Genomic DNA, 17,037 nt, shown 5'->3' with positions numbered 1-17,037 from the left:
AAACCATGTCCCATCCGGACCTGTTTGGCGACCTGCCACCCGCCGAGGTCAGCGTGGTCTCTGGCAGCACCCCAGCGACCTCGCCCGCCGACAAAGCCGAAAAGTTGCGAGCGCTTTTGCACCACCACGCGCACGCCTACTACACGCTCGACGCGCCCGAAATCCCCGATGCCGAATACGACCGCCTGTTTCGCGAGCTGCAGGCTCTGGAGTCGGCCCACCCCGAACTGCTGACGCCCGACTCGCCCACCCAGCGGGTGGGCGGGGCGGTGCTGGACGCTTTTGCGCAGGTCACGCACCGCGTGCCCATGCTCAGCATCCGCACCGAAACCGACACCGAAGCCAGCGGGGCCGAGGCTTTTGACACCCGCATCCGCAAAGAGCTGGGCTTGGGCGATGCCGACCCGGCCGTGGCCTATGTGGGCGAACTGAAATTTGACGGCCTGGCCATGAGCTTGCGCTACGAGGGCGGTGTGCTGGTGCAGGCCGCCACCCGGGGTGACGGCGAAACGGGCGAAGAGGTCACCGCCAACATCCGCACCATTGGCCAGATCCCGTTGCGTTTGCCGCCCGATGCGCCCGCTGTGTTGGAAGTGCGCGGCGAGGTCTATATGCGCCGGGATGACTTTGAAGCGCTGAATGAGCGCCAACGCCAGCGCATCGCTGCAGGCGCCAAGGGCGAGAAGACCTTTGTCAACCCCCGCAATGCTGCCGCTGGCGCGGTGCGCCAACTCGATTCGGGCATTGCCGCCGAGCGCCCCTTGAGCTTTTTTGCCTACGGGCTGGGCGACATCACCCCAGCCGCCGAAGGTGGCCCGCAGTGGGCCAGCCATTACGACATGCTGATGCAGCTCAAGGCCTGGGGCTTTCCGGTGGCCGAGCAAACGGCGTGTGTGCAGGGCGCGGCAGGCCTCGTGGCTTTTCACCAGCGCATCGCGGCCGAGCGTGACGCCTTGCCCTATGACATCGACGGCGTGGTTTACAAGGTCAACGACTTGGTGCTGCAGGCCCGCTTGGGCTTTGTGACCCGTGAGCCGCGCTGGGCCGTGGCCCACAAATACCCGGCGCAAGAAGAGATGACCACCGTGCTGGCCATTGACGTGCAGGTAGGCCGCACGGGTAAACTCACGCCCGTGGTCAAGCTAGCCCCGGTGTTTGTGGGCGGTGTCACGGTCACCAACGCCACGCTGCACAACGAACTGGAAGCCCGTCGCAAGGATGTGCGGGTGGGTGACACCGTGATCGTGCGCCGTGCGGGCGACGTGATCCCCGAAGTGGTGTCGGTGGTGCTGGACCGCCGCCCACCCGATGCGCCGCAGTTCACCATGGTGACGCACTGCCCCGTGTGCGGGAGCCTGGCCGAGCGGGAAGAGGGCGAAGCCGACCACCGCTGCACCGGTGGGCTGTTTTGCAGCGCCCAGCGCAAGCAGGCCATCTGGCACTTTGCCCACCGCCGCGCCATGGACGTGGACGGCCTCGGCGACAAACTGGTGGACCAGCTGGTCGATGCCGGGCACGTCAATACCCTGGCCGACCTGTACCACTTGAAACTGGACACGCTGGCCAACATGGACCGCATGGCCGAAAAATCGGCCGTGAACCTGCTCGACGCTCTGGAAAAATCCAAACACACCACGCTGGGCCGCTTTTTGTTCAGCCTGGGCATCCGCCACGTGGGCGAGGCCACGGCCAAGGAACTGGCCCGCCACTTTGGTCAGCTCGACGCCATCATGGCCGCCAGCGAAGACGCGCTGCTGCAAGTGGCCGATGTGGGCCCGGTAGTGGCGCACAGCATCCACACCTTTTTTGACCAGCCGCACAACCGCGAAGTGGTGCAGGCTTTGCGCGATGCGGGGATCACCTGGGCCGAAGGCGACGCCTTGGCCCCGACCAAAATGCCCCTGGCGGGCATCACCGTGGTGCTCACCGGTACCTTGCAAAGCATGGGCCGTGACGAAGCCAAGGAAAAACTCGAAGCGCTGGGGGCCAAAGTGGCCGGCTCGGTCAGCAAGAAAACCCACTACGTGGTGGCGGGTGCCGAGGCGGGCAGCAAGCTCGACAAGGCGCAGGCCTTGGGTGTGCCCGTGCTGGACGATGCGGGGCTGGCGCTGCTGCTTGCCGGAGAAAAACCATGACCGTGCGTGACATCCTCAAAATGGGCGATGCCCGCCTTTTGCGCGTGGCAGAGCCTGTGCAGGCGTTTGACACCCCGCAGTTGCATGCCTTGATTGCTGACATGCGCGAAACCATGGCTGCGGTCAACGGTGCTGGTTTGGCTGCGCCACAGGTTGGGGTGAACCTGCAATTGGTCATTTTTGGCAGCGATGCGGTCAATCCTCGCTACCCCAACCGGCCTGTGGTGCCCAAAACCGTGCTCATCAACCCCGTCATCACGCCCTTGGGGGCCGATGAGGAGGTGGATTGGGAGGGCTGTTTGTCGGTGCCTGGTTTGCGCGGCGTGGTGCCTCGCTGGTCACGCATCCGTTACACCGGGTTCGATGAAAAAGGCCAGCCGATCGACCGCACGGTGGACGGTTTTCATGCCCGCGTGGTCCAACACGAATGCGACCACCTGATCGGCAAGTTGTACCCCATGCGGGTGCGCGACTTCACCCGCTTTGGGTTCACCGAGGTGTTGTTCCCCGAGATCAGTGCCGCTGAAGACGACTGAGCTTTTGCGCTGCGGGCAGGTCCGATCGTTCGCGGCCGGGGCTCGCGACTGGCGTGAGGGCGTTAAAGCCCCTTGAGTTTTTCCAGCGCCTGCAGCAGCGTCTCATCCTTCTTGGCAAAGCAAAACCGGATGACTTTCTGGTCAAAGCTGTTGCCATAAAAAGCGGAGAGCGGGATGGCGGCCACGCCGATGTCGGTGGTCAGCCATTTGCAAAAGTCGGCTTCGCTCAGGTTTTTCTCGGGCACTTTCAAGCCGGAAATGTCCACGCATTGGAAATAAGTGCCTTCGCCGGGCAACAGTTTGAAATGGGTTTGTGCCAGGCCTTGGCGGAACAGGTCGCGCTTGCGTTGGTAAAACGCGGGCAGTTCCAGATAGGGGGCAGGATCGGCCATGAAACGGGCGAGGGCATGCTGCATCGGCGTGTTCACGGTGAACACGTTGAACTGGTGCACCTTGCGGAATTCGGCGGTGTAGGCCGCAGGCGCCGCCACGGTGCCGATTTTCCAGCCGGTGACGTGGAAGGTCTTGCCAAAGCTGGACACGATGAAGGCGCGTGCCGCCAGGCCATCAAAATGCGCAGCGCTCCAGTGCTGGTTGGGCGCGTAGACCATGTGCTCGTAGACCTCGTCACTGATGAGCACGATGTTGGTCGGGGCCAGAATCTCTTGCAGCGTCAGCATGTCTTGCCGTGACCAGATCATGCCGCTGGGGTTGTGCGGTGAGTTGATCAGGATGGCGCGTGTCTTGGGGCTGATGGCGGCGCGGATTTTGTCAAAGTCAGGGCGGAAGGTGCCAGGGGTGAGGGGCACACGCACCACCACGCCGCCCGCCAGTTCGATGTTGGGGACATAGCTGTCATAGCAGGGCTCCAGCACAATGACCTCGTCGCCGGGGTGAACGATGGCGAGCACAATGGTGAGGATGGCCTGGGTGGCCCCGGCCGTGACGGTGATTTCGCTGATCGGGTCGTAATGGCGGCCATACAGGGCTTCAATTTTGCGCGACACCACCTCACGCAGCGGTGCCACGCCGGTCATGGGGGGATACTGGTTCAGGCCTTCGCGCATGGCGTCGTTCACCAGATCGAGCAGTCGCGGATCACACGGGAAATCCGGAAAGCCTTGGCCCAGGTTGACCGCATTTTTTTCTGTGGCCAGTGCCGACATGACCGTGAAAATGGTGGTGCCCATGTGGGGCGCTTTGGAGGTGAGGTTGGGGGTGCGTGCGTTCATGGCGTTCAAAGTACAGGGCTCAAAGTTCGTAATCGTTGACGTGGCCGTTCATGGCCTTGGTGATGAGGGGTGCCGTCAGGCGATCGCTCAGCAATTCGGCGAAGTGGTAGACAAAGTGGCGCAGGTAAGCACCCCGCTTGAAGGCCACACGGGCCACATTCATGCCCAGCAACTGACCCAGCGGACGAACCGCCAGGTCTTTCACAGGGTCGTCGTTGACGGCCATTTCGGCCACGATGCCAATGCCCAAGCCCAGACGCACGTAGGTCTTGATGACATCCGAGTCAATGGCTTCGAGTGCGATGCGGGGGTGCAACTTTCTGGCGGCAAAGGCTTGATCGATACGGCCGCGCCCGGTGAATGAGGGGTGGTAGGTGATGATGGGCTCGTTGGCAATGTCCTCCAGGGACAAATGCGCTTTGCTGGCCAAGGGGTGGTCGAGCGGCAAGACAAGGACGTGCTGCCATTCATAGCAGGGCAGGGTCACCAGCTCTTCGTAAGCGGACAGGGACTCGGTGGCGATGCCGATTTCGGCCACATCCTGCAGCAGCATCTGGGCCACTTGGTCAGGAGCGCCTTGGTGCAGGCTGATGTTGACCTTGGGGTATTTTTCGCGCAGCTTGGCCACAGGCAGCGGCAGCACATAACGGGCCTGGGTGTGCGTGGTGGCAATGGAGAGCGTGCCATTGTCCTGGGCGCTGTATTGGTCACCGATTTTGCGCAGGTTGCCGACTTCACGCAGGATGACCTCAATGCTTTGCAACACGTGCTGGCCGGGCTCGGTGATCCGCTTGAGCCGCTTGCCATGGCGGGCAAAGATTTCGATGCCCAGCTCTTCTTCCAGCTCGATGATGGCTTTGGATACACCGGGTTGGGAGGTGTGCAGGGCTTTGGCCGTTTCCGTCAGGTTGAGGTTGCGGCGTGCCGCTTCTTGTACAAAGCGAAATTGGTGCAGGTTCATACGGTAAATATCATATTGACTTGCATCATTATGCTTTAAGGGTCTATGGCGTGCTGGCTGCGTTGGCGGCAATGTCGGCCATGAGCCGGGTCATCGCGGGGTGTTCTCCGATGGAAGGCAGCAATTCAAACTGCACCTGGGGGTAGGCCTCGGTCAGCTCGGACACCAGCTGCGGCAAGTCTTCCCTGGCATGTCGACCCACCCCGAGAAACATGGGCACGATGCGCAAATGGGTTTTGCCCTGCATCATCAAGGCCTCGACGGTGGTGGCCAAATCGGGTGTGGTCAGCTCCAGAAAAGCGCAGGCCACCGACATGTGCGGCCAGCGACGGGTCATGTCCTCAGCCACGGCATCGATGGGCAAGCGCCAAAGCGGGTCGCGCGAACCATGGGCAAACAAAATCACGCCCGTTTGAGATGTCAAGTCAGTTGTCATCGCCGTAACACCATCCACCAAAAGCCGAGCAGGGAAATTGCGCTGTAAATCAGGGCCGGGGCCGCCGCCGTCAGCCAGGGTTGCCAGTTTTGCAAGTTGCCCGCAAAGCTGAACAGGTTGTTGAGCAATGAAAAACTGATGCCCGCCAGCACGCCACCAAACACATACCCGGCAATCTGGCCTGATCGAAAGTGCAGGTAGGCGAAGGGCAAAGCCATGACCAACATGACCAGGCAGCTCAAGGGGTAGAACACCTTGCGCCAGAACTCGATTTCGTAGCGCTGGGCATTCTGGTTGTTGGTGGACAAGTGGCGCATGTAATTGAACAGCTCCCAGGTCCGCATGCGGTCCGGACTGAGCACGGCTGCGGCCACCATGTCCGCGCTGATGCCGGTAGGCCAGGGCATGCTGAGGTGCTGGACCGACCGGTATTGCAGGGTTTGGCTGGCATCCGGGGTCTGAATTGACTTTTCCTCAGCCTGCTGCAGCAGCCAAACGCCGTCCCCGACCTCGGCCTGTGGCGCGCGGGTGATCGCGAGCAGTTGGCCCGCTTCGTTGAACTCGTGAATGCGGATGTTTTGCATCTGGCGGATGCCATCGAAACTGCGCACATTGACCGCAAAGTGCCGTTGCCCTTGTCGCTCCTTGAGCCAGGCGCCGGTCTGTCCCACCGTCAGGTTACCCTGAAACCGGGCCTTGATCAGCACACCCTGACGATCGGCCCAAGGCGCAGCGTAATCGCCCATCAAGAAGGTCATGGCCACAAAAACCAGGCCCAGCTGCAGCAAGGTGGAGAGGGCTTTCAAGGGGGCCAGACCGCCCGTGCGCAAAATGGTGAACTCCGAACTTTGTGCCAGCCGCGCCATCACAAAAATACAGCCGATCAGCACCGAGATGGGCAGCAGTTCATAAATATGAGAAGGCGTTTTCAGGGCCACATACAGCAAGGCGTGGTGCAGTTGGTAGCCCTGGCTGGCCAGACGGCTCAGGTTCTGCAGCTCGTCGACCAGATCAAAGAACAGGAACAGCGCTAAAAAACCCACCAGCACAAAGCTGACAGCCCGGATGATTTCGCCATGCAGCAAGCTGCGAACGGTTTTCATGCCGCACCTTTGTTTTGCGGGGTCCGTGTGGGCCAAAGAAAGCGCCAGGACCAGTTGTAATGCCGAACCGAGAGCCACAGCATGGCCATCAAAAAGACACCGCCATGCAAGACCACCATGAAGGGCAGAAAGTCAAAGCGCCCTGTGCTGATCCAGCTTTGACCCACGTTGAGCATGTTGTAGTAAGCGATGAAGACGAACAAGGCCAGACCCAGGTGGTAACTGCGGCCCGCCCTGGGGTTGACGGCGGAGACGGCCAAGGCGATCAACAGCAAATTGATGCCCGCCAGGCCCAGGCCCAGACGCCAAGATAGCTCGCCCCAGTTTTCACGGCTGGGTTGTTTCAGCAAATCCCACGTGCTGGTGTAGCGGCTGTTCATGGCGGAAGAGGGGAGATTCACGTCGTCGTCGATCAGCAGTTCGTAGTGCTCAAACTGGGTCAGCCGGGTTTCACCCGTCTCCCGGTTGGTCAGCCATTGTTGGCCTTTGTCCAGGATCAAAAAGCGCTCATGACCGGTCAGCTCGATGCGGCCCTGTTGTGCCGTGGTCACGCTTTCTTTGGAACCTTCTACGCTGGAGATGAAGACATGGCGGCCAAAACGGTTGTCGGGCGTGTCTTTGTCAATGAAGAAGACCCGCTGCCCGCCTGACGACTCCTGGAACTGGCCGGGCGCCACGCGCTCGATGTCGTTGCGTTTTTCAAAACGCTGCTTGAGGTCCTGGATTTGCTGGTTGCTCCAGGGCCAGGCGAACAGGGCCAGCAAAGTCACAACGAGCAAAACGGGCCAGGCAAACCGGAATAGAGGGCGCACAAATTGCCCCAATCCCTGTCCGCTTGAAAACCAGATCACCATTTCGCTGTCGCCGTACATGCGCGAGAGGGTAGCCACCACCGCGATGAACAGGCTCAGGGTGATGATGGTGGTGAGCTGGCTCAGCACGCTGAAACCCATGACCAGCAAGACCTCGGACGGGTTAACGCTGCCCCGGCTGGCTTGACCCAGCGTCCGGATCAGGATGATGGTGATCACAATGGTGACCAAAACCACCAACGTAGCCCCGAAATTGCGGGCCAAGTCTTTGCGTAAAGAGGAATGGAATAACATCGGTGCGAAGGAAAAGCTGAATTATGAACTTCGAAATCCAAAAACGTGCCCTGTCCCGCGTGATTCGTGATGATCTGGATGCCCTGGTGGTCTTGTGGCCTTCACAGGGCGGTGTCGAGGGCTCCGACAAAGACCCGATTTCGGTGGTGGTGCGAGCGGCCGCTGGGCATGGCGACTTTGAGCACAAGCCGGGTGCGGTGCTGACTTTGTATGCGCATCCGGGCATCCAAGCCCGCCATGTGGTGGTTACGTGCATCTGCGAAGGCAGTGCTGCCCAGGTTCGAAGCGCCGTCAATGCAGCTTGGGGCGCACTCAAGTCCGCCAAGATCAAACGCTTGGGGCTGCACGCCGCTACCGAGATTTCAGGCAAAACCCTGCAGGTGGCGGCCTGCGCGCTGGCCGATGCCAGTTACAGCTACACCAGCACCCTGAGCAAACCCAAACCCAGAACGCTCAAACAGGTGGTTTTCAGTGCCGAGACGGTGAACGCCGAGCTGCGTGACGCCTTGGCCCACGCGCAGGCCTTGGTGGTCGGCATCGAGGTGGCCAAAGAATGGGCCAATCGGCCGGCCAACCATGCCACGCCAAGCTTGCTGGCCGATGCGGCCAAGGCGATCGCCAAAGGGTCCACCTTCAAATGCGAGGTGATGGGCCCCAAAGAAGTGACCAAACTGGGCATGGGGGCTTTTTTGGCGGTGGCGCGTGGGGCCGCAGAGCCCTTGCGCTTCATCGTCATGCGCTACAGCGGCGCGCCTGCTGCTCAGGCCCCGGTGGTGCTGGTGGGCAAGGGCATCACGTTTGACACCGGGGGCATTTCCATCAAGCCCGCCGCCGAAATGGACGAGATGAAGTACGACATGAGCGGTGCGGCCAGTGTCCTGGGCGTTTTCAAGGCTTTGGGTGAGCTCAAGCCGGCCATCAACGTGGTCGGTTTGATTCCGGCCACCGAGAACATGCCTGACGGCCAGGCGGTCAAGCCGGGTGATGTGGTCACCAGCATGAGCGGGCAGACCATTGAGATTCTGAACACCGATGCCGAAGGGCGGCTGGTGCTGTGCGATGCCTTGACGTATGCCGAGCGCTTCAAGCCCAGGGCGGTGATTGACATTGCCACTTTGACGGGCGCCTGTGTCATTGCACTGGGCGGAGTTCGGTCCGGGCTGTTCTCCAGCGACGATGCTTTGGCGCAAGCCCTGCAGTTGGCGGGAGATGCTTCTGGCGACGCCTGCTGGCGGATGCCATTGGACGAAGACTATGCCGAAGGCCTGAAGTCACGCTACGCCGATGTGGCCAACGTGGCTGGGCGTCAGGCGGGCTCGGTCACAGCGGCCAAGTTCTTGCAGCGGTTCGCGTCGCGTTACCCGTGGGCGCACCTGGACATCGCCGGGACGGCCTGGCGCAGTGGTGCCGCCAAGGGCGCGACAGGCAGGCCTGTGGGCTTGCTGCTGGCCTATTTGTTGGCCCAGGCGGGTCCAGCCGCAGCCAAGGCCGCGTCCAGCCGCCGTCGCTGACGGGTGGGCGATGACCCAAATCGAGTTCCACTTCAACACCACGGAGCGGCTGCAATACGTTTGTCGGCTGCTGCGCAAGGCCCATGGCCGTTATTTGCGAGTGGGTGTGGTTGGCTCCGAGGCCAGCTTGCGCCAGCTCGACGCCGCCTTGTGGGCTTTTTCGGAGGTTGACTTTCTGCCGCACAGCACCGCGGCCGATGCCCCGCAGATTCAGGCCGCATCTCCGATCCGGCTGAACCCTGACCCCTTGCAGCTTTCCGGGCTGGATGTGCTGGTGAACCTGGGGGATGAGGTCCCCGCCGGGTTTGAGTCGTTCAAACGTCTGATCGAGATCGTGGCCACCGACGACCACGGCCGCATGACGGCCAGGCAGCGCTGGCGGCACTACACCGCGCAAGGCTATGCCCTGGTGCAGCACGATTTATCCAAGGCGGCTGCATCATGAGTTTTCCCCGCTCAGAGTCCACATCCGGCGTGCCGGATACGGTCTTGCCTGTTTTGAGCGCGGCGATGCCCGAATCCGACATCCCCGAGGCTTTGCGGGCTGCGCTGGACGCCCGTGCCCAAGAAAAAGCGGCATTCATGGCCTTGTCGGACGAGTTGCTGCATGCTTTGCGCCCTGAAATGGAGCGTTTGGCTGCCGAACTGGTGCACAAAAGCCTGCAACGGGCCTGGCGTGCGCGTTCAGGCCTTGGCGAGGGTGTCGTCGGTATGGATACCCCCTGACTGTTTGCGAGAATTTTGGTTTTCCCTAGGCCCCAAAGGGTCTGTTTTGCAGTATCTTTGCGGCTTGCTTGATTGAAGCAATTTATTCTTCGGAGTTTCCATGAAATTTTCTGGTACGCGTACTTTGACCGTGGTGTCTGTGGCTGTTGCTGCAGTGGTTTTGGCAGCTTGCGGCAAAAAAGAAGCCGCTTCTGACGTGCAAGTGATCAAAATTGGTCACGTGGGTCCCGTCAGCGGTGCCATCGCCCACTTGGGTAAAGACAATGAAAACGGTGGCCGCATGGCCATTGAAGAGCTGAATGCGGCTGGCCTGAAAATCGGTGACAAGCCCGTCAAATTTGAATTGCTGGCCGAAGACGACGCCGCCGATCCCAAGCAAGGTACCGCTGCTGCCCAGAAGCTGGTGGACGCCAAAGTCAATGGCGTGATCGGTCACCTGAACTCCGGCACCACCATTCCAGCCTCGCAGATCTACAACAGCGCTGGCATTCCCCAGATTTCTCCCTCGGCCACCAACCCCAAGTACACCCGTCAAGGTTACGCTGGCGCGTTCCGCGTGGTGGCTGACGACGTTCACTTGGGCGGCACCCTCGGCAAATACGCTGTGGAAACCCTCAAAGGCAAAAACATCGCTGTCATCGATGACCGTACCGCTTACGGCCAGGGCGTGGCTGAAGAGTTCAAGAAGGGCGCTACCGCTGCTGGCGGCACCATCGTGGGTCACGAGTTCACCACCGACAAAGCTTCTGACTTCAACGCCATCCTGACCACACTGAAGGCCAAGAAGCCCGACGTCGTCTTCTTCGGTGGCATGGACGCTGTGGCCGGCCCCATGCTGCGCCAGATGAAGTCTCTGGGCATCAACGCCAAGTTCCTGGGCGGTGACGGCATCTGCACTTCCGAGCTGGCCAAGCTGGCTGGCGACGCCATGAAGGACGAGTCGGTGTTCTGCGCCGAAGCTGGCGGTGTTGAAGGCGAGCAAAAAGCCGGCATGGACAAGTTCCGTGCAGACTTCAAAGCCAAGTACAACGCCGACGTGCAGGTCTATGCACCTTACGTTTATGACGCTGTGAAAGTCATGGCCACGGCCATGGTGACGGCCGGTTCTGCCGATCCAGCCAAGTACTTGCCAGCTCTGAAGGCCATCAACTACAAAGGCGTGACGGGCAACATCGCGTTTGACGAAAAAGGCGACATCAAAAATGGTGCCTTGACCTTGTACACCTACAAAGGTGGCGAGCGTTCACAGATCGCTGTGGTTCGCTGATCTGTTGGCCCTGCCGAGTGGAGGGCCAGGTTTCAAGGGCGGCAGAGCGCTGTACTTGAAACCCACAGACGAAAAAAAGCCTGCACACTGTGCAGGCTTTTTTGTTTTGGCGGAGCAGGCGTCATCCACAAATCAGAATCAGATCGTTTCAGGGCGTTTCATGTAGTTACGGCATCTTAGCTGAACACATGTTTTTATGTAATAAAGTTTTCATAAGGTGTCTTGAAGTTTCAGGACATCTCCCCCAAGTTGGCATACGGCATGGCATACGGGAATGGGGGCTACTTTGAAGAATCGACGACAGCCGGGGCGGCTGGCAGCAGTTGCCCTGAAATCCTTGCGAGACGGATGGCACGCGGACGGTGGCAATCTTTACCTGCATGTGCGCGGCACCAGCCGAGCGTGGGTCTTCAGATATGTGGGCGAAGACGGCAGGCGCAAAAACATGGGGCTGGGCCCTGTGCATGCGGTCGGATTAGCAGATGCACGAAAAGCTGCTGGGCTGCTTCGTGAACAACTCAGGCATCCGGTCTCCCCAGTGGATCCCCTGGTGGCCCGCCAAATGCACCGTCAAGAAACCACATTGGCTGCTCGACGGCGTATGACGTTCAAAGCTTGCGCAGAAGCCTACATCGAGGCACACCGCGCAGAGTGGAAGAGCGAAAAGCACGTTCAACAATGGGAAAACACCCTTGATGTGTACGCGTACCCAGTTCTGGGTGATCTCATTGTCGAGCAAGTTGACGAAGCGTTGGTGTTGAAGGTTCTGTTGCCGATCTGGAAGGAAAAAACTGAAACAGCTAAACGGTTGAGGGGACGCATTGAAACTGTCTTGGACTGGGCGACCTTCAATAAATACAGAGTTGGTGAAAATCCAGCGCGCTGGAAGGGTCACCTTGAGCACTCACTCGCAAAACCAAGCAAGGTGACACAGGTTGTACATCATCCGGCGTTGACCTACACAGAAATCGGCAACTTCATGACCGACCTGCGAACTCGTGAGGGTATTGGTCCACGCGCGCTTGAGTTCCTGATCTTGACCGCCGCACGCTCTGGAGAAGTACGCGGGGCAGTATGGGCCGAGATGGATCTTGAGGAAAAAATCTGGACTGTTCCGGCAGAGCGCATGAAGATGCAGCGGGAGCACAGGGTAGCTTTGTCCGATGCTGCTGTGGCCCTGCTCAAGTCGTTACCACGGCTTGATGACTGTGATTTTGTATTTCCTGGGGCCAAGCCAAAGCGACCCATGTCGGACATGACGCTGACTGCTGTACTGCGACGAATGGACCGTGGCGACATCACAGCCCATGGCTTCCGGTCAACGTTCAGGGACTGGGCTGCCGAAGCAACGAACTACCCGCATGAGCTTGCTGAAATGGCACTTGCACACGCGGTCGGCAATAAAGTTGAAGCCGCTTATCGGCGCGGAGACATGCTGGGCAAGCGGCTTTCCATGATGAATGCGTGGGCCAATTACGCGATGAAGCCGGGGGCATAAGATGGGCAGAAAAAGTGTGTATCCAGTTCCAGTGTGTGAAGACGAAGCATTTTTCTATGCGGCTTTAGGTGCCGCACCATCGCGACCGCGCAATAAACTGGAGCGCAATGCGAGAGCCGAGTTCACTGGGCGCTACAAGCCAGGTAGGCCGCGGAATCTTGCGTCTCCAACACAAGGAGCGCTGGCTGTCACTCAAGACCTAGTTGACATACAGGGGCGTTCTAAAAGGTCAGCAGCGCTTGAAGCCACCAAAATGTTTGGTTTGAAATCCTCTGACAACATAAGGAAGCAACTCCGGCTTGATAAAAGACGGACAATGGTGGTGAAAAGCAAAGAGGCCATTAACAACATTTGGGGCGGTTTGATCCCTCCTAAGCTTGCACCCTCTTTTCTTGGTGTCATCGATATGGCTACCGGAGAAATTGCTCAAGCCACTATCGACCCTGATGGTTTGGCTTGGTTAATGCAGCAGTCATTGTTTTTGAAAAACTCCCAGAAGAATTAGCGCGCATTTTTAACCCCACATGGGTAGTGGGGTGTACTCCGGGACGTTGCTGTGAATGCAACGACATCTCAGGAGTACACGATGGCTCGATTTATCCGAGTTAGTAGACTGGGCAGCAGCCCGAACCGTCCGGGTTACCTGCCATTTAGCCAGGCCACCGCTTGGCGGGCTATTAATAACGACCCAACTTTCCCCAAACCCTTTGCTCTTTCTGCGCGAGTGACCGTCGTTGACGCGGACGCACTGGATTCATGGCTGGAAACGAAGCGCAGGGGGGACCATGCTTGATCTTGAAGCAAATTCAATTACTGTGGAAAACGCGTACGAGCAACTCACAAAAAAAGCGCGCTCCATGAATACGCATCAGTTCCTCAAAACAATACTGCCGGAGTTCGGCATCCATTACCTAGCCCTGTTCAAAGAGGGCTACAAATTCCCAGCTCACAAGGTCTATACCGATCTTGAGACAATGGCCGAAGCCATTGAAGGTATGGCTGACAGCAAGCAGTTGTCGGTGTACCACGCCTGTGCGTCCTATCAAAAAGCCGTCATCGAGTTGGACGAGCTGGACTTCAAGGGCAACCCCAAGCGTAAGTACCGCATCCCGGAAAACTGGGACTGCGCCAAGGCGTTCTGGGTGGACGTTGACTGCGGCCAAGACAAGTTCGACAAGGGGCAGGGCTACCTGACCAAGAAGGACGCTGTCGTGGCGGCCTACAAGTTCGCTGGCACTATCGGCTGGCCCAAGCCCCTTATCGTGGATTCTGGCAACGGCATTCACCTGTACTGGCCGCTGACCAAGGAGATATCCCACACTGCATGGCGCAAAGTCGCAAACGCGCTCAAAGCCACACTGGCCCACGAGGGTGTGCGGGCCGACCCGACACGAACCGCGGACTTCGCTTCCATCCTGCGCCCTGTTGGCTCAGTCAACCGTAAGAACAGCGCCGCCAAGCCAGTCGTGGTCATGACCGAAGGCACTCCGACAGACTATGAAGAACTTGCGGCACTGCTACAGGAATACACGACTACGCACGGTGTCAAAGTCGTCAAGGAATCGCCCCCGAACGAGTACCAGGCCAATGACTTGAACGCTGACCTGACGGGGCACCTACCGCAGTACCTGGACATCCCCGTAGACGCCGACCTCATGGCTAATAGGTGCGCTCAGGTAGCCGCTATGCGCGACAGCAAAGGCGACGTTGGGTACGATCACTGGCGCGGCGTTATCGGTTTGCTCACTTTTTGCGAAAACGGTAGGGCGCTGGCCGAGGAGTGGACATCCGAGCGCGAATCCACCGGCCACTCTAGCCTTGACTGGGACATCCGCTACGACACATGGGGCGCTGGCCCAACAACCTGCGAGTTCTTCCAGGGCTGCAATACTGGCGTTTGCGAAGGCTGTACCGTTAAGGGAAAGATCAAAGCCCCTCTGGTTTTGGGTCGCAAGTCGACGCATAACCAACACGCTGGTGCAACACAAAAAGACGATGACGACATAACGCTTCGCGAAGGCGACATTGCCACAGGCTATGCATTCGCTCAAGAAAATCGGGGGCGATCGGTTTACTTAATCGAGACTGATCGGTGGCTTCAGTTTGATCCGGCCATCGGTTGGAAACATGCTACACAAAACGACATCGCGCGCGCAGCCAAAAACGTTGTAGCCAAGCTGTTGCACGAGGCATCGGCGGAAGTTCTGTCACACCCAGAGTGGAACGGCCGTAGCAAACGCATGTCAAGAGCATTGAAAGCAAGTAACCTGCAATCAATGTGTGCCATGGTGGAGATGGGTAAGTCTGAGCCTGGCATGAGCCTTTCGGCAAACGAGTTTGATGCAGACCCAATGCAACTTGGTGTTCAGAACGGCATATTGGATCTCAAAACTGGTCGGTTGTTGTCACCTCAGGTCTACATCCGCGTTTCCAAGCGGTGTGCGGTGAAGTTCGACTCGGAAGCTGCTTGCCCACGGTTTGAACAGTTTATGGAAGAGGTGTTGCCTTGCAGGGATGTTCGTGACTTCGTACAGCGCTGGATGGGCTACTGCCTAACCGGTCGTTCGTCCGAGAAAAAGTTTGTGATGCTTCTTGGTGTAGGCGACAACGGCAAGTCAATCTTGCTAGAAGTCTTGAATTGGCTGCTCGGGTCATATGCCACCAAGATCGATACCGAAATGCTGATGAACCACCCACGTAGCCCTCAAGGGCCAAGTCCGGACATCGTTGCTCTACAAGGCAAGCGCTTGGTGTATGCCAATGAAACCAGCGAAGGTCAGCGCCTTGCTGATGCGCGCATTAAGGATCTTACCGGCGGTGACACACTGACCGGGCGTGTGCCCTACGGTAAGGCAGCCATAACGTTTGACCCCACACACAAGCTCATGTTGGTTGGTAACCACAAGCCTGTCATTACCGATACCTCAAGTGGCATGTGGAGTCGTATCGTTCTGATCCCATTCGACGTGGTCATACCCAAGGAGCGGCGTGATCGTCAGTTGTTGGACAAGCTCAAAAATGAGGGCTCCGGTATCCTCAATTGGATGCTTGCTGGACTGGCCAAGTACCTTGAGTCTGGGCTTTCTATTTCGTCCACCCTTGAGGGCGCCACAACTGCATACCGGGAGGAGCAGGACATGGTCGGCGAGTGGATCAGTGACCACTGCACTCTTGGTGCAGAACTCAAATGCGAATGCACTCCTGCCTACAAGGCCTTCCAACGCTGGTGCCGTGATAACGGACATGGGCAACCTTCCAAGACGACCTTAACGCGTCGGCTGAAGACAGCGAACATCAACCAAATCCTTGGGCGCAGGAGCTACCAAGGATTTGAGCTCAATGCTGAAGGTGTTAAGGCCTCACTGGCGTACTAACGAAATTGGTGCACTTACGCACTTTGACACCCCTTTTATGTAACTTCTCCATGCGAGAAGTTCATAAGGAAAAGTTGCCGAAACAGGGGGTAAAACTGCGCAAGTGCACCAATTGAAAAACATCCGCTGCAGCCACCAACCTAGGGGAAACGGTATGGCCACATACACACCATTGAGACAACGACTTTTACTGCTTAAGGCACAGGTCCAAACAACCATACAGTACACACCCAGGCAGTGTTATTCGGGGCGCGTAAATCCACTTGTTGAAAAAATTGCATTCTGGCTCGAGACAATGGCTCCAGAGCAGAAAAGGCGCTCGTTCACAACCGAAGAGGTCGAGTGTCTTGCCGGACTCAAAGGCAAGAACGGTGGCCGTGCCGCACACCATCACATCGCTCAGGCACTCCGAGTCGTGGGATTTCAACCTTGCCGCGACTGGACTGTTGCTGGCCGCAACAAGCGCTTTTGGAGATTTTCAGGAGATAAAAAATGACTTCACTATTCCGTCGCAATTACCACACCGATGATGAAATCGCCAGACATAAAGCAGAGCGTAATGCAGCCAAGGTGGCGCGCATATTGGAGGAGCTCCCCGAGCCGCGTGCGCCAGAGCTGATCAATACCACGACAGCTGCAATTACTCGCCATCGAATTCAAGAAATTGATATCACTACTGACTTAGGTTGGGGTGACCCTGAAGCAATCAGACTAATGAAACACCATGCACAAGAGGCAGCAAGAACTGCTGAAGCTTACGCCAGCGATTGGGGTTTAATTACTTTTAAGGGTGGGGTTAGCGGTTGCAATAATCTTCCAAAGCGAGCGTTTGAAATGATCGATTCTTTGCGGGCTCGTGTTGATCCGGCCACCTACGTTGCTTCAGCTGAGTTTGATCCAAGCTGTGTGCTGCAAGTAAACTATCAAGAGTTGGAATTGAAGCACCAAGACCTGGTCAGGGTAATTGAACTGAAGAACAAAGAGCTGCGCAGTCGAGCAAGCCAGTACGCTCGAGCAAGGATTCGGAAAAATGAGCGTGAAGAACTTCAGTACGTTCTTGACTCTTTGGCTGCAGATGTTCGTTTTTGGCAAGTGCAGCTTAATAAGGCTAGCAAAGAGGTTGGATTTTTTGAAACATAAACCTTTGCAGCG

15 protein-coding genes are annotated in these 17,037 nt (G+C 58.1%); 10 read left to right on the top strand and 5 right to left on the bottom strand.

The window, feature by feature from the left end; translation table 11 throughout:
• Positions 1-5 precede the first annotated feature (5 nt).
• Together ligA and def are read left to right on the top strand one after the other, a co-directional pair.
• On the top strand, positions 6-2,135 hold the full coding sequence (ligA, locus tag B9Z34_RS02200; protein WP_108426460.1) for an NAD-dependent DNA ligase LigA: 2,130 nt from the start codon (positions 6-8) through the stop codon (positions 2,133-2,135).
• Entirely contained in the window at positions 2,132-2,671 is a 540-nt protein-coding gene (gene def, locus B9Z34_RS02195; RefSeq protein ID WP_108426459.1) for a peptide deformylase, read from the top strand. Before ligA ends, def begins: the two co-directional genes overlap by 4 nt.
• Positions 2,672-2,733: 62 nt before the next feature.
• On the opposite strand, the gene B9Z34_RS02190 is transcribed toward def, so the two are convergent.
• From B9Z34_RS02190 to lptF, 5 genes are read right to left on the bottom strand one after another with little or no spacing between them, the layout of a single operon-like run.
• Positions 2,734-3,903 carry a pyridoxal phosphate-dependent aminotransferase gene (locus tag B9Z34_RS02190; protein ID WP_108426458.1) on the bottom strand — a complete coding sequence of 390 codons (1,170 nt, stop codon included), beginning with the start codon at positions 3,901-3,903 and terminating at the stop codon, positions 2,734-2,736.
• Between the two features lie 19 nt (positions 3,904-3,922).
• Positions 3,923-4,864, bottom strand: a complete 942-nt coding sequence (locus B9Z34_RS02185) for a CysB family HTH-type transcriptional regulator (protein WP_108426457.1) — start codon at positions 4,862-4,864, stop codon at positions 3,923-3,925.
• Positions 4,865-4,907: 43 nt separating this feature from the next.
• Complete coding sequence (locus tag B9Z34_RS02180; RefSeq protein WP_369907505.1) at positions 4,908-5,288, bottom strand: sirohydrochlorin chelatase; 381 nt, start codon at positions 5,286-5,288, stop codon at positions 4,908-4,910.
• A gap of 8 nt (positions 5,289-5,296) precedes the next feature.
• A complete protein-coding gene (gene lptG, locus B9Z34_RS02175; protein WP_108426455.1) occupies positions 5,297-6,403 on the bottom strand; it encodes an LPS export ABC transporter permease LptG in 1,107 nt (368 codons plus the stop codon).
• A complete protein-coding gene (gene lptF / locus B9Z34_RS02170; protein WP_108426454.1) occupies positions 6,400-7,509 on the bottom strand; it encodes an LPS export ABC transporter permease LptF in 1,110 nt (369 codons plus the stop codon). Before lptF ends, lptG begins: the two co-directional genes overlap by 4 nt.
• A gap of 23 nt (positions 7,510-7,532) precedes the next feature.
• On the opposite strand from lptF, the gene B9Z34_RS02165 reads away from it, so the two are divergent.
• The 8 genes from B9Z34_RS02165 to B9Z34_RS02125 all read left to right on the top strand — a co-directional run bounded on the left by B9Z34_RS02165 (position 7,533) and on the right by B9Z34_RS02125 (position 17,025).
• Positions 7,533-9,020: a leucyl aminopeptidase gene (locus B9Z34_RS02165; RefSeq protein ID WP_108426453.1), complete on the top strand. Its 1,488-nt coding sequence runs from the start codon at positions 7,533-7,535 to the stop codon at positions 9,018-9,020.
• Between the two features lie 10 nt (positions 9,021-9,030).
• Positions 9,031-9,465 carry a DNA polymerase III subunit chi gene (locus B9Z34_RS02160; RefSeq protein ID WP_108426452.1) on the top strand — a complete coding sequence of 145 codons (435 nt, stop codon included), beginning with the start codon at positions 9,031-9,033 and terminating at the stop codon, positions 9,463-9,465.
• Positions 9,462-9,746: a hypothetical protein gene (locus tag B9Z34_RS02155; protein ID WP_146179611.1), complete on the top strand. Its 285-nt coding sequence runs from the start codon at positions 9,462-9,464 to the stop codon at positions 9,744-9,746. Before B9Z34_RS02160 ends, B9Z34_RS02155 begins: the two co-directional genes overlap by 4 nt.
• A gap of 100 nt (positions 9,747-9,846) precedes the next feature.
• A complete protein-coding gene (locus B9Z34_RS02150; RefSeq protein WP_108426450.1) occupies positions 9,847-11,013 on the top strand; it encodes a branched-chain amino acid ABC transporter substrate-binding protein in 1,167 nt (388 codons plus the stop codon).
• Between the two features lie 286 nt (positions 11,014-11,299).
• Positions 11,300-12,511: a site-specific integrase gene (locus tag B9Z34_RS02145; protein ID WP_233249377.1), complete on the top strand. Its 1,212-nt coding sequence runs from the start codon at positions 11,300-11,302 to the stop codon at positions 12,509-12,511.
• 253 nt (positions 12,512-12,764) lie between these two features.
• A complete protein-coding gene (locus tag B9Z34_RS14670; protein WP_108426448.1) occupies positions 12,765-13,016 on the top strand; it encodes a hypothetical protein in 252 nt (83 codons plus the stop codon).
• A gap of 280 nt (positions 13,017-13,296) precedes the next feature.
• The gene (locus B9Z34_RS02130) at positions 13,297-15,885 is read left to right on the top strand and encodes a phage/plasmid primase, P4 family (RefSeq protein WP_108426446.1); all 2,589 of its coding nucleotides are present in this window, start codon (positions 13,297-13,299) and stop codon (positions 15,883-15,885) included.
• A gap of 492 nt (positions 15,886-16,377) precedes the next feature.
• Entirely contained in the window at positions 16,378-17,025 is a 648-nt protein-coding gene (locus B9Z34_RS02125; protein WP_108426445.1) for a hypothetical protein, read from the top strand.
• Positions 17,026-17,037 lie beyond the last annotated feature (12 nt).

The organism is Limnohabitans sp. Hippo3 (genome assembly GCF_003063665.1).
Taxonomy (GTDB): domain Bacteria; phylum Pseudomonadota; class Gammaproteobacteria; order Burkholderiales; family Burkholderiaceae_C; genus Limnohabitans_A.
This window is presented reverse-complemented; position numbering and strand designations above follow the sequence as displayed.

What these genes read in the sequence shown, in the direction of transcription:
- ligA (WP_108426460.1), top strand. Translation starts at nt 6, where the DNA reads ATGTCCCATCCGGACCTGTTTGGCGACCTGCCACCCGCCGAGGTCAGC.
- def (WP_108426459.1), top strand. Translation starts at nt 2,132, where the DNA reads ATGACCGTGCGTGACATCCTCAAAATGGGCGATGCCCGCCTTTTGCGC.
- B9Z34_RS02190 (WP_108426458.1), bottom strand. Translation starts at nt 3,903, where the DNA reads ATGAACGCACGCACCCCCAACCTCACCTCCAAAGCGCCCCACATGGGC.
- B9Z34_RS02185 (WP_108426457.1), bottom strand. Translation starts at nt 4,864, where the DNA reads ATGAACCTGCACCAATTTCGCTTTGTACAAGAAGCGGCACGCCGCAAC.
- lptG (WP_108426455.1), bottom strand. Translation starts at nt 6,403, where the DNA reads ATGAAAACCGTTCGCAGCTTGCTGCATGGCGAAATCATCCGGGCTGTC.
- lptF (WP_108426454.1), bottom strand. Translation starts at nt 7,509, where the DNA reads ATGTTATTCCATTCCTCTTTACGCAAAGACTTGGCCCGCAATTTCGGG.
- B9Z34_RS02165 (WP_108426453.1), top strand. Translation starts at nt 7,533, where the DNA reads ATGAACTTCGAAATCCAAAAACGTGCCCTGTCCCGCGTGATTCGTGAT.
- B9Z34_RS02160 (WP_108426452.1), top strand. Translation starts at nt 9,031, where the DNA reads ATGACCCAAATCGAGTTCCACTTCAACACCACGGAGCGGCTGCAATAC.
- B9Z34_RS02155 (WP_146179611.1), top strand. Translation starts at nt 9,462, where the DNA reads ATGAGTTTTCCCCGCTCAGAGTCCACATCCGGCGTGCCGGATACGGTC.
- B9Z34_RS02150 (WP_108426450.1), top strand. Translation starts at nt 9,847, where the DNA reads ATGAAATTTTCTGGTACGCGTACTTTGACCGTGGTGTCTGTGGCTGTT.
- B9Z34_RS14670 (WP_108426448.1), top strand. Translation starts at nt 12,765, where the DNA reads ATGTTTGGTTTGAAATCCTCTGACAACATAAGGAAGCAACTCCGGCTT.
- B9Z34_RS02130 (WP_108426446.1), top strand. Translation starts at nt 13,297, where the DNA reads ATGCTTGATCTTGAAGCAAATTCAATTACTGTGGAAAACGCGTACGAG.
- B9Z34_RS02125 (WP_108426445.1), top strand. Translation starts at nt 16,378, where the DNA reads ATGACTTCACTATTCCGTCGCAATTACCACACCGATGATGAAATCGCC.